This is a genomic window from Zoogloea sp., from assembly GCF_028693495.1.
Lineage (GTDB): Bacteria > Pseudomonadota > Gammaproteobacteria > Burkholderiales > Rhodocyclaceae > Zoogloea.
Window position 1 is genome coordinate 80,016 of the sequence record NZ_JAQUVG010000001.1, and the last position, 12,061, is coordinate 92,076.

Sequence of the window (12,061 nt, forward strand, 5' to 3'; positions counted from 1 at the left end):
CTTACATTGCGGTCCAGCCGCCGTCTACGGTGATCAGCGCACCGTGGACGAAGGAGGCCTTGTCGGAGGCCAGCCACAGCACGGTGTTGGCCACTTCTTCCGGCTGGCCGAGGCGACCGATGGGGTGCAGGGGGATCAGGCCCTTTTCCATCTCGGCCAGGTTCGGGTGGTTTTCCAGCAAGGGGGTGCGGATCACGCCGGGGCAGATGGCGTTGATGCGGATGTTTTTGGCACCGTACTCCACCGCGCAGGTCTTGGTCAGGCCGGCCACGGCGTGCTTGCTGGCGTTGTAGGGAGAGGCGCCGGGCAGCACGGTGATGCTGAGGGCCGAGGCGGTGTTGATGACCACCCCGCCGCCCTGCTTTTCCATCTGGGCGATGGCGTACTTCATGCACAGCCACACGCCCTTGAGGTTCACCCCGATCACCTTGTCGAAATCGGCTTCGGAGGTCTCGGTGATGGGCGCCATGTCGTTGTCGACGCCGGCGTTGTTGAGGGTGATGTCGAGGCGGCCCCAGGTCTCGACGATCTGGCGGATCAGGCTGGCCACCTCGGATGACTGGGTCACGTTGACCTGGAAGAAGCGCGCGGAGCCGCCGGCGGCCTCGATCAGGGCGACGGTCTCGCGGCCGCCGGCCTCGGTGATGTCGGCGACTGCCACATGGGCGCCCTCCCGGGCAAAGGCCAGGGCACTGGCTCGGCCGATGCCGGAGCCGGCTCCCGTGATGAGGACAACTTTGCCGGAAAATTCTTTTGTCATGACGTTCCTTTGGTTTTGGATGCAGCAAGGGCCAGCCCTGGTGGGCTGGCCCCCGGTTGGCCTGCGCTTAGCGACGGCCTGCGATGTAGTCGTTGATCACATCATGAAGGCGGCGGACCCGGTCTTCCTGGCCGGACAGGTAGGCGTCCTGGTAGCCCCGGGAGTGCAGCCCCTTCTGCTGGGCAATGGCCACGCTCAGGTCCTGGTCGGCCACGAAGCCGATGGAGGCCTCCCCGTGCATGAAGCTCTCGTGGGGAGCGGCCTCGAACTTGCGCCGGCCGACAGGGGTGTCCACCTCGTCACGTCCCGCGACCGGCGGCATCATGTACCAGTGGTCGAACAGGCACTTCTCAGGGTCGCTCGGATGGGGCATCGGACGCAGCACCTGGAAGAAGTCCGACGACATGGTCAGGGTGGTGTTGGGGAAGAGGGTCAGGTGGTGATAGTCGGTGAGCTGCTCGTCGGCGAGGCCGTCATAGTGGGTGTGACCGCGGGCCGGGCCGAGGGTGCGCTTTTGCTGCTGGATGGCAACCCGCGTGTCGCGGGGGCGCCCGTTGAAGGCCGCCGGGTCGAGATCCCATTCTTGCAGGATGGCATCCAGGGGCGCCTGGACGACGGTGGCACGGGCATTGGCTGACGGCTGGTGGCCCTTCATCTTCATCAGGTTGTGACCGTTTTCGTACAACTCGAACTCGGTGTTCTGGTGGGCGTCGTCGATGAAGGTGCCCAGTTCCCGGTGCAGGCTGAGGATGTGGTAAGCCTCATTGAAATTGTCGTGGATGATCTTCCAGTTGCAGTCCACCAGACCCGTCAGCCAGTTCACCCGGACCCAGTTGCCGGTCTGATAGCGGTCGAAGAGTTCGCCCGCCACCCCCAGGTAGTCCCGCAGGGAAGGGGCGTCCGGGTCCATGTTGAACCACACCAGGCCACCCAGGGTCTCGCAGCGGATCTCCTTGAGCTTCATCTTGCCAATGGGGTTGCCCTGGGGGTAATCGTCGGCATCGCGGACGTGGCGGACCACCCCGTCCATGCTGAAGGTCCAGCTGTGGTAAGCGCACACCAGGCGCTTGACCCCACTCTTCTGCTCGTCCGCCACCAGACGGTTACCCCGGTGCGGGCACGCGTTGTAGAAGGCACGGAGGGTACCGTCCTCGTCGCAGGTCATCAGGATGGATTCGGCACCGATCGCCTGGGTGATCACGTCACCGGGCTTGGCCAGCTGGGCCGCCATGCCGCCGATCTGCCACGTGCGGGTGAACACGTGGTCCCACTCCTTCTGGGCGAACTCCTTGGAATAGTATCGATCGCCGGTAATCGGGTCGCCGCGCAGGGCGTCCCGGGTGATCTTCGCGTTTTCGATACGTTGTTCTAGGCTCATGGTTTCTATCTCCTGGTATGGTTTTGCGTGCTCCACTGGGGGGCAGGGTCCCGACCGTCTTGTTGCGGTCATGGGTTCAAGGCATGGCTCAGCTTAGCTGAGATTTTAAAAAAACAAAATAATCGGTTTTATTTGGCGTCAATGGGGTTTTTCCTTCCGTTCATACCTCCATGCCGGCCAGACGTCCTTCCCGGATGGCTGCCGGGAGGAAGCGCGGGGTGCTGGCGTCGCCGATCAGGCGCAGGGGGAGGCCGCTGCCGGCCAGTTCGTCCGCCAGGCTGCGGTTGGGCGCGTTGTGGGAAACCAGCACGACCCGTTCCGCTGGCACCTGGAACAGATGCGGATCGGTGGCGGGCAGGAAGGTCGGCACCAGGGTCACGCTGTCGGGACCGATGGACAGGGCGCGGGTGCGCAGGTGCAGGTGAAAGCGGCCGCGGGCCAGGCGCTGAAGGGCGGGTTCACTACTCAGGGCCGCCTCCATCTGGTGGGCGAAGGCCGTATGGCGGGTCACGAAATGCACCTCGGCGCCCAGGGTGATCAGGTGTTCGGCAGCGGCGATCCCCTCGTAGTGACCCACATCGTCGACGACGACTGCATGGCTTACCCGCCGGGGCGGGCGTTCCAGCAGCAGGTCCCAGCTGGAGAGCACATGGGGGCGGTCGATCCCCGCGATGGGTTCGCCCGGGTGGGAGAGCTGGATGCCGTCCATGCGGGGCAGGGCGCCGGTGGCCAGGATCACGGCGTCCGGCGCCTCGGCCCGGATGTCGTCGGCGCTCAGGTAGCTGGACAGGCGGACCTCGACACCCAGCCGGTAAATCTCCTGCTCCAGCCACACTGCGATGTCGGCGATGCCGTGGCGTTGGGGGGCTCGGGCGGCAATCCGCAGGGCGCCGCCCAGGTCGTCGGCGGCCTCGGCCAGCACGACCCGGTGGCCGCGCAAGGCCGCTACCCGGGCGGCCTCCATGCCGGCGGGGCCGCCCCCTACGACCAGTATCTTCCGCGGGCTTGGGGCGGGCGTCAGGGCCCGGTCTTCCAGGCTGTCTTCGGCACCGACCGCCGGATTGACCGTACAGCCCATGCGCGCGGCGGGCCCCAGCAGACCGCCGACGCAGCCCTGGTTGCAGGCGATGCAGGGACGGACCTGTTCCGGATGGCCGGCGAGGGTTTTCCGCACCAGGTCCGGGTCGGCGATGTGGGCGCGAGTCAGGGCCACCAGGTCGGCGTCGCCAGCCCGGATCACCTGGTCCGCCTCTTCCAGGGTGCGGAAGCGCCCGGTGACGATGGCTGGTGTCCGGGCGGCCCGGGCCACCGGTGCGCTGGTCGGCATCTCGTAGCCCAGGGGCTCGTGCATCGCGCCGATGAGCTTGGGAAAGGCGTGGTAGTCCCCGAGGGAGACATCCACGAAGTCGATCAGGCGGGCCTCTTCCAGAATCGCCACGGCCCGCATCACCTCTTCGACTCCCACGCCGTTGGCGGACAGGTCCGGGGCCATCCGGACGCCTACGGCAAAGCCGGGGGACACGGCGGCCCGCACCGCTTCCACCACCTCGCGCATGAAGCGCATCCGCCCGTCGAAGCTGCCTCCGTAGGCGTCCGTACGCCGGTTGGCGTTGGGGGAGAGGAACTGGGCGGGGAGATAACCGTGAGCGCAGTGAATCTCCACCCCGTCCAGGCCCCATTCCTCGCAGCGGCGGGCAGTGTCCGCGTAGGCGGCGACGATTTCGTCGATCATCGCCTGGGTCATCGGAACCGGGGTCACGCCGATGGTCGGGCTGGGAACGTCGGAGGCGGACCAGGGGGGGGAGCCGTCCAGGGGGAGGGCGTTGTGGCCGCCGTGCCACAACTGCTGGAAGAGCTTCATGCCGTGGGGCCGGACGGCATCCACCAGCTTGCGGTAACCCTCCTCGATGCCGGGCATGAACACGTTGAGGGTGGCCGGGGTGGTGGGATGCACCGACAGGATCTCGACGATGGACAGGCCGGCGCCACCCTCGGCCCGGGCCCGGTGGTAGCCGATCAGCGCATCATTCATGGTGCCGCCCCCCAGGTTGGTGGCGTGGGCGGTGCGCACCACCCGGTTCTTCACCTCGACGGGGCCCAGGCGGATGGGGGTGTGGATGTGGGTCAGGGACATGGCGGGATCAGAACAGGTGGATCAAGCCGAGGCTGCAGGCGATGGCCACAGCGTGGGTACGGTTGCTGGCGGACAGCTTCTTCATGGCCTTGCCCAGGTGAAAATGCACGGTCTCGCGGGAACGGCCGAGGATCAGGCCGATGTCCTCGTCGGTCTTGCCGCGGGCCACCCAGGACAGGCACTCCAGCTCCCGGGCCGTCAGGGTGTCTGCTGCGGCCCGGGCACTCTTGCGGCGCAGTGCGCTCTCGAGGCCATCCGCGTGAGCGATGAAGGCATGGGAGATCAGCTGGATCTCCCGCCAGGTCGCCTGATGGCGGGTACGCAGGCGGGCTTCCCCGTGGCTGAACCAGGAGACGAAGCCGGTCTTGCCCCCCGGACGATGGACCGGCACCGTGACGGCGCCGTCAGCGCAGGCCTTGTAACTGGCGAGGGTGCTGCGCTGGTCCTGGCCCAGCTTTTCTCCCTCCCAGGTGGTGCTGTCCGGATCGCTGTCCCACAGGAAGGCGTCCATGCTGCGACCGCAGCGCCGGGTGACCGGGCAGGTCAGGGCGAGGCGGTCGTCCTGCCAGTGGCGCAGGGTAGCCACCGGCCAGCCCATGGCGATGGCGACGAACTCGCCGCTTTCGGCCACCGGCAGGCGGGTCTGGCCCAGGTCCGCGTGGAAGGCCGCCCGTTCCCAGCCCAGGCTGTCGGCACACTCCGCCAGCAGGCGACTGGAGGCCGCCAGGGTGGAGGCCCCGGCGAGGCGTTCCCGAAAGCGGGTGTCGGCATTGCTGATGAACATGGCACTTTCCTCGTGGTTGATCAGGCCGTGGCGGCCAGTCGGCCGGCAACCCGGCCGAAGAAGGAGCCGGGGCCCAGGGACAGGCCGGAGGCATAGTCCCGGCCGTCCCGGGATACGCTGGAGGCACAGGCGCCGGCGGCATACAGGCCGGGAATCAAGGCGCCGTCGATGCCGACCACTTCGGTCCGGGCATTGGTCTTGAGACCGCCGAGGGTGATGTAGAGATACACCGACTTGTTGAAGGAAACGTCAAAGGCGGCGTAGGGGCCGGCAGTGAGCGGCTTGAGCCATTCCGGGTGCTTGTGGAGGAGGGGGTCTTCGCCCTTCTCCGCATGGCGGTTGTACTCGGCCAGGGTACGCTGGAGGGCGCCGGGGGGCAGTTGCAGGCCGGCTTCCATCTCCTCGACGGTCTCCCATCCGTCCACCAGGGTGTGGTGGGAGAAGTCGGTGAGTTCCGGATAGGCGAAGATCTCCGAATCAAGGATCAGGTAGGCCTTGTGGCCGGGCTGCTCGATGATGAAGCTGGCGGTGCGGCCGTGGTAGGAGTCCTCGGCGACGAAGCGCTCGCCCCGGGTGTTCACCAGGATGCCCTTGATCAACTGGCTGGGCGGGTAAAAGGAGGCGGTGGCAATCACGCCGCTCATGGACTGGGTGTCTGCCCCGGCCGACTGGCCGAGGAGGATGCCTGCGCCGTCGTTGTAGGGCATGCCCAGGGGCTCTGCGTTGCCCAGCATGTGGGGCATGTGCTCGGCCAGCATCTCCCGGTTCATGTTGTAGCCGCCGGTGGCCAGGATCACCCCCTTGCGGGCACGCGCGTGGTGCTCCTCGCCGCTCCGGCGGTAGCGTACCCCGGTGACCCGGCCCGTGTCGTCAATGACCAGTGCCGTCACCTGACTGTCGTAGCGGGTCTGCAGGCCGGCTTCCTCGCAACGGGCCAGCAGCGCCCCCATGGCCAGGGAGCCGGCGTTCTCGCCTTCCCGGGCCACCTTGTGGCCGCGGGGCGCGGGCTTGGCCACGTCCCGGTAGGGCCATACCTTTTCGTTGCCGGTGCTCATCAGGCAGGTGGTGGTGGTCAGGAAGACCGCCTTGCCCGGAAAGTAGCTGCGTTCGAAGGGCACACCCTGGGCTTCCAGCCAGTCGAAGTGCTCCACACAGCCGTCGCAGAAGGCCCGGATGATTTCGGCATCCGGAGCGACGCCGTTGGCCATCAGGAAGTCGTACATGGCGCCGGGGGTGTCCTCGTAGCCGGCGGCCTGCTGCACGGCCGTGCCGCCCCCCAGGTAGAAGATTCCGGAGGACAGGGCGCTGGCGCCGCCACCGCCGCTGGCCCGTTCGATCACCAGTACCTCTGCACCGGCCCGACGGGCTTCCAGCGCGGCGCAGGCACCGGCAATGCCCATGCCGACCACGATCACGTCGGTTTCGTCGGTCCACCGGGAAATGTCTTTGGAATGAATGATCTCGGGAATCTGGGCCATGGGGTGTCTCCGGGTGTTTTTGTTGTGGATGAATCAGTTGTTGGGGGCGCCGGCGGAAATCCAGCGGCGGATCAGGTTGCGGGTGCCTTCGTCGAGGGGATCGGCGCCGAAGGGCATCTGGTCGCCCATCCCGCCCGCATCCAGGTGGGTGCCATCGAGCTTGTGCATCAGGTAACTCCGCTCGGGCGCACCGGGTTCGATGCGCTTGAGGGGGCTCTCCACCGAGGCCACCTTGACCAGGGAGGCGTAGGCGGCCCCCGGATGCAGTTTCAGGTTGCCCGCTTCCTGGCCGGTGAGGTGACAGGTCGCGCAGTTGGCACGGAGCACCGGGACGATGTCCTTGGTAAAGCTGACCTTGCCGGCGGCCCCGGCGCCCAGGGGCGCCAGGAGCAGCAGGCCGGCCAGCCCGATCAGGCTGGCCACGGGTTTCACACCCGGGCTCCGGTGGCGTGGAGGGCGGCGATGTAGCCGAAGGTCAGGGCGATGCCGATGGTCCCGCCGGCGCCGTAGTAGGCACCCCGGGCGGGGCTGGCCACGCAGTTGCCGGCGCCGTAGAGACCCGGGATGGGCTTGCCGGCGCCATCCAGGACCTGGGCCTTTTCGTTGATGGCCGGGCCGCCGTTGGTGTCCAGCGCACCCGGGGCGAGGATGAAGGCGTAGAAGGGGCCGTTCTCGTCGAGGGGGTGCATGGTCACGTTGGGCATCGGGTTGGCCGGCTGGGTGCTGCCCTTGCGCACCGGCGAGAACAGGGCCTGCCAGTCCTTGTCGTAGTCATGCACGCCCCGGTCGAATTCCGGATCCTTGCCCGCGCGGGCGTAACCGTTGAAACGGCTCACCGTTTCCGCCAGACGCTCGGCGAAGTTCGGGGTGAGGGTGAAGCCGGCGGTCTTGTCCTTGAGCTTTTCCAGGCGGGTGGCGATGTTGGCGGACAACTCGGCCAGGGTGGCACCCTCGATCATGAAGCGCGAGGCGCGCTTGTCTGCGGGAATCGGGAAGGCCCCGCCGAAAGCATCCAGGCTGCGCCCATCGAAGATCATGAACTGGAACTGGTTGGGGTATTCCTTGCGCTGGGTGTCGAAGACGAAGTGCGTGTTGGTGCGGTCGTTGTAGTTGATTTTTTCGTTGCAGATGCGCTGGCCGTACTTGTTCACCACGATCATCGAATCGCCGGGCAGCACGAAGGCACCCAGGCCGACGGCCCGGTTTTCCAGGGCTTCTTCCAGTACCACCTGGGTCCGCCAGGCGGTGCCCAGGGCACCCATCCGGGCGCCCGCGGTCGCGGCGATGGGGATGAAGTCGCCGGTGGAGCCGGGCATGGCACAGGCGCCGTAGATGCCCGGCTGATGCTGGCCGATCAGCTCGGTGTTGTGAGCATAGCCACCGGTGCCGAAGACCACACCCTTGCGGGCCTTGATGCGCACCCGCTTGCCGTTGTGATCGGCTTCGATGCCGACCACCCGTTCACCCTCCTTGATGACCCGGGTGACCCGGTGTTCCAGCAGGATCGGTGTGCCGCGGGCCGTCAGCCATTGTTCCATCTGGCTGGCGAGGCTCTTGCCACCACCGGCGGAGCTGGCGCCGACCGAGGGCTCCAGGGCGCGGCCGCGGGGGACCTTGTTCTCGGGCAGGTGGTCGGCGTAGTCCGGGGCGTAGGTGTCCACAAACCACATCTTGAATTCGCGGAAATTGAGGGCCCCCAGCTTGGCCATGTGCTCGACCATCACCGAGCCGTTGTCGTAGAAGGCCTCGATGAGCTTGTAATCACCCGGAGTCAGGCCCAGGGTCGGGCTGTTCGGCGTGTATTCCCGCGGGAAGGCATAGCGGGCCAGGTAGCGCAGGCAGTCCGCCTTTTCATCCTGGATGCCCCGGGCCTTCAGGAACGGGTTGTTGGGAATCCAGGTGACCCCGCCGGACTTGCCGGTGGTGCCGCCCGGAAGGGGCATCTTTTCCACCAGGATGACCTTGGCGCCCTGGCCCACGGCGGTGACGGCCGCCGCACAGGCCGCAGCGCCGGAGCCGACACAGACCAGATCGGTTTCGTGGTCCCACTTGATTGGGGCAGCCTGGACCGTGGTGGACAGACCGAGGGTGGCGAGGCCACCGGCAGCGGCGGCACCACGTTTGAGCAGGTCGCGACGGGCCTGCAGCTTGGGGCTGGAAGTCATTGATTCTCCTTTGGTACTGCCAAGGGGCCAGGGGCCCGAGTCTCCGGTTGGCGCGCTGTCCAGTGTTACCGGATCGGTGTGCTGCGCGTTCCCTTTTTTTATTTACAACACGTGTTGTAAACTAGATCAAACCTTGTTCAAGAGTCAACCCATGCCTGCCCTTGTGGATCACGAAAGTCGTCGTCAGCAGATTGCCCGAATTGCCACCACGATCATCTGCCGGGTGGGGCTGGATGCGGTGACCATGCGGCAGATTGCTGCTGAGGCTGGTTTCAGCACGACCATCGTCACCCACTACTTCGCCAACAAGAAGGAACTGCTGCTCTACACTTACCGTTCATCGGCGCTGGATGCCCAGGCCCGGATGGGTGAGGTGCTGGCGCTGGACCCCTGTGACCTGCAGGGCAGCGTGGAGGCCCTGCTGCCCCTGGATCCGGTGCGCCAGGGGGAGTGGAAGGTGTATTTCGCCTTCTGGCAGATGGCGCTGGTGGACCCGGATTTCGCCGCCGAGCAGCGGGCCCAGGCGGAGAATGCCCGGGCCATCCTGCGCCGGGTGCTGGAGGCCAGGGTACGGGCCGGCTGCTCGCCGATTGCCCTGGAGGCGGTGGACACGGTGGCCCGACGTCTGCTGGTACAGATCCTCGGTATCGCCATTCACTCCCTGTTCGACAGTCGCGACTGGGCGGAAAACGGACAAAAGGCCTACCTGGCCGAAGAACTCGCAGCCCTCGGCTGCTGAACAACACCACACGTATGGAGACAGATCATGACTGACAAGACCGGGATGCCCTGGACCGACAACTACCTGCTGGGCTACACCGCCATGGACGATACCCATCGGGAGTTCGTCGAGGTGGTGGACCGCATGCTGACCTGCCCCGATGCCGACCTGGCTGGCGCTCTGCGGGCGTTCATCGTTCATGCAGAGAAGCACTTTGCCGACGAGAAGGCCTGGATGGAGGCCAGCGAATTCCCGTCCACCGACTGCCACGTGGATGACCACACCGCTGTGCTGTCCTCCGCCTGGGAGGTGGAGCCCCTGGTGCAGGCCGGCAATTGCGCCATCGGCCGCGAATTTGCCATGGAGCTGGCCCGCTGGTTCCCCGGTCACGCGGATTACCTGGATTCGGCCCTGGCCCACTGGCTGGTCAAGAAGAAGGCCGGCGGCAAACCGGTGGTGCTGCGCCGGAACGTGACCCTGGCGGATTAAAAACTGGCCCGCACGCTCAGGCGCAGGGTCCGTGGTTCCAGCGGGTGGACCAGCCGGCCGTCGATACCGCCGCCACAGCTGCCCGACAGGGTTTCGCTGCGGGTACAGGCGCCGCCCCAATACTCGATGTCGTTGGCCTTGCGGTCGAACAGATTGAGCACGTCCAGCGTCAGCTGAAGCCTGGGATCGATGCGATAGCCCAGTTTCAGGTTGGTCAGCAGGAAGGCCGAGGATTTTTCCTGGCCGGTTTCCTCCAGCGGATAGGCGCCCAGGTAGCGCAGGCGCACTCCGCCAAACCACTTGCCGCCGGGGTCGAGCGTGCCGCCAAGAGAGGCGCTCAGGGGAATGGCGTTGGGCACACGGGTGCCGCCCGTGTTGGCGCTGGCCTGCTTGAAGCGGGCGTAGGAAAGGGCGACATCCGCGTCGATGATCAGGCTCTGGGCGGCGGTGATGTAGTTGGACCATTCGAGGCCGTGGCGACGTGAGGCGCCTTTGGGCTCGGTGACCCCCTCGTCGCCGATGAAGACCAGCTCCGAGGCGAGGTCCATCTGCCACAGCGACAGGCCACTGCTCCAGCCCGGCAGCGGCATGGTGCGCATGCCGATTTCCGATCCCCGGGCCTTGACCAGCAGCGGAACCCGGCTGATCGCGCCGCCATCGACCGGGTTGACGGTGCTGGTCGCCCCGCGCGCATCGTTGCTGTGAAAGCCGTGCCCCCAGTTGGCGTAAAACTCGGTAGCGCCGAGCAGCGGAAAGGGGCCGAGCACAATGCCGAGCTTGGGGCTGGTCTGGCCGGCGCGTGTCTTGCCGCCGTTGCCCAGGTTGAATTCGCCGCCGGTAGCCGTGACCCTGGCGTCCACTTCGTCGTGCCGCAAGCCGACCGTGCTGCGCAGCCACGGTTGCCATTCGGTGCGGGCTTCGAGGAGAAGGCTGGCCGCTGTCTCGGTGATCTTGTCCTGCCGCACCGTGTCTGTGCGCAGCCTGTCCTCGGTGCGGTAAAGGCCGACCGAACGGATGCGGTCCTGGCGCAACTGAATGCCGGCGGTCAGCTCCGAATCCCTGAAAACCGGCCCGAGAAACCAGCTGCGACTGGCCTGGCCGCCCCAGACGGTGCGCGCATCCGCCTGTTCGTGCTGATCACCCTGTAGGCCGTTGATGAAGCCCGAGGGGGCCGAAAACAGGTTCAGGCCGTAGTTGATGACGTAAAAGCCGGCCCTGCTTGCGCCGTCCTGGTCCGGGCGTGCCCATTCACCCGACAGGCTGTAACGATGGGTCTTGCCGCCGTCCCTGGGCGAGAGGGCGCCGTAGCGGCCGATTTCTCCGCTGTTGATGGCTCGCTGCGGCACATGCTCGGTGGCCGTCCAACTGGCCTCGTAGGCCATGGCGGTGAGGGAGAAACCCTTGGCTGCGGTGCCGTCGGAGAGGCGCAGCACGGCGTTGTGCTTTTTCAGGTTTTCCGGCTGCTGCCACGGGCCGTCGTTGCCGGCAAGCTCGAGCGCGCCGAGAAGTTGCAGGCCGCCACCGACTTCCCCGCTGCCTGCCGCCAGCGCACGGCGGTAGCCGTTCTGGCCGAGGCTGATGTCGACAAAGGGGCTGGCCAGCTGGCGTTGATAATCGATACGCGCGGCGCCGGTGGTGGCGAAATCCCCGTCCTCGGCGGCATAGACGCCCTTGCGGTATCTGAGGCTGCCAAGCAGTTCGGGGATCAGGAAATTCAGATCCATGTAGCCCTGCCCGTGAGCGTGGCTGACCATGTTCACGGGCATTCCCATGACCTGGGTGGAAAAGTCGCTGCCATGGTCGAGGTTGAAACCGCGCAGGAAATACTGGTTGGCCTTGCCGTCGCCCGAATGCTGGGTGACCACCATGCCGGGGATGGTTTCCATGACTTCAGCCGGCCGCAGCAGCGGGCGATTGGCCAGCTGTCTGGCGGTGACGGTGCCTTCGGTGGCCGAATCGGCAACGCCGATCAGATCCTGGCTGCGGGTGCTGACCGTGACCTCCTGCAGCGTCGGAACGCCCGCAGCTTGGGCGATGCCCGAGAGCGCACTGGCCACCAGGGCGGCAATGGCGGATGCGTTGCCGCGGGAAAGAGTAAGGACGGTGGCGGGCAAGGCGATTCTCCGTAGATGCAGTGCTTTGGCGTTGATCG

General features: G+C 66.5%; 10 protein-coding genes. 2 read left to right on the plus strand and 8 right to left on the minus strand.

Annotated elements, in window-relative coordinates; all coding sequences use genetic code 11:
* Nucleotide 1 precedes the first annotated feature (1 nt).
* The 7 genes from PHD22_RS00330 to PHD22_RS00360 all read right to left on the minus strand — a co-directional run bounded on the left by PHD22_RS00330 (nt 2) and on the right by PHD22_RS00360 (nt 8,699).
* Nucleotides 2–760 carry a glucose 1-dehydrogenase gene (locus PHD22_RS00330; protein WP_299860582.1) on the minus strand — a complete coding sequence of 253 codons (759 nt, stop codon included), beginning with the start codon at nt 758–760 and terminating at the stop codon, nt 2–4.
* Nucleotides 761–827: 67 nt separating this feature from the next.
* Nucleotides 828–2,138, minus strand: a complete 1,311-nt coding sequence (locus tag PHD22_RS00335) for an aromatic ring-hydroxylating dioxygenase subunit alpha (protein ID WP_299860585.1) — start codon at nt 2,136–2,138, stop codon at nt 828–830.
* Nucleotides 2,139–2,298: 160 nt separating this feature from the next.
* A complete protein-coding gene (locus tag PHD22_RS00340; RefSeq protein WP_299860588.1) occupies nt 2,299–4,272 on the minus strand; it encodes an FAD-dependent oxidoreductase in 1,974 nt (657 codons plus the stop codon).
* A gap of 7 nt (nt 4,273–4,279) precedes the next feature.
* Nucleotides 4,280–5,056, minus strand: coding sequence for a LuxR family transcriptional regulator (locus PHD22_RS00345; protein WP_299860591.1), 777 nt, complete (start codon nt 5,054–5,056; stop codon nt 4,280–4,282).
* A gap of 20 nt (nt 5,057–5,076) precedes the next feature.
* Entirely contained in the window at nt 5,077–6,534 is a 1,458-nt protein-coding gene (locus tag PHD22_RS00350; protein ID WP_299860594.1) for an FAD-binding protein, read from the minus strand.
* A 33-nt stretch (nt 6,535–6,567) separates the two neighbouring features.
* Nucleotides 6,568–6,966: a hypothetical protein gene (locus PHD22_RS00355; RefSeq protein ID WP_299860597.1), complete on the minus strand. Its 399-nt coding sequence runs from the start codon at nt 6,964–6,966 to the stop codon at nt 6,568–6,570.
* On the minus strand, nt 6,963–8,699 hold the full coding sequence (locus PHD22_RS00360; protein ID WP_299860600.1) for an FAD-binding protein: 1,737 nt from the start codon (nt 8,697–8,699) through the stop codon (nt 6,963–6,965). Before PHD22_RS00360 ends, PHD22_RS00355 begins: the two co-directional genes overlap by 4 nt.
* Before the next feature lie 151 nt (nt 8,700–8,850).
* On the opposite strand from PHD22_RS00360, the gene PHD22_RS00365 reads away from it, so the two are divergent.
* Both PHD22_RS00365 and PHD22_RS00370 read left to right on the plus strand, forming a co-directional pair.
* Nucleotides 8,851–9,438, plus strand: coding sequence for a TetR/AcrR family transcriptional regulator (locus PHD22_RS00365; protein WP_299860603.1), 588 nt, complete (start codon nt 8,851–8,853; stop codon nt 9,436–9,438).
* A 27-nt stretch (nt 9,439–9,465) separates the two neighbouring features.
* Complete coding sequence (locus PHD22_RS00370; protein WP_299860606.1) at nt 9,466–9,909, plus strand: hemerythrin domain-containing protein; 444 nt, start codon at nt 9,466–9,468, stop codon at nt 9,907–9,909.
* Here PHD22_RS00370 and PHD22_RS00375 read toward each other — a convergent pair.
* Nucleotides 9,906–12,023 carry a TonB-dependent receptor gene (locus PHD22_RS00375; protein ID WP_299860609.1) on the minus strand — a complete coding sequence of 706 codons (2,118 nt, stop codon included), beginning with the start codon at nt 12,021–12,023 and terminating at the stop codon, nt 9,906–9,908. The genes PHD22_RS00370 and PHD22_RS00375 overlap by 4 nt on opposite strands.
* Between the last annotated feature and the right edge of the window lie 38 nt (nt 12,024–12,061).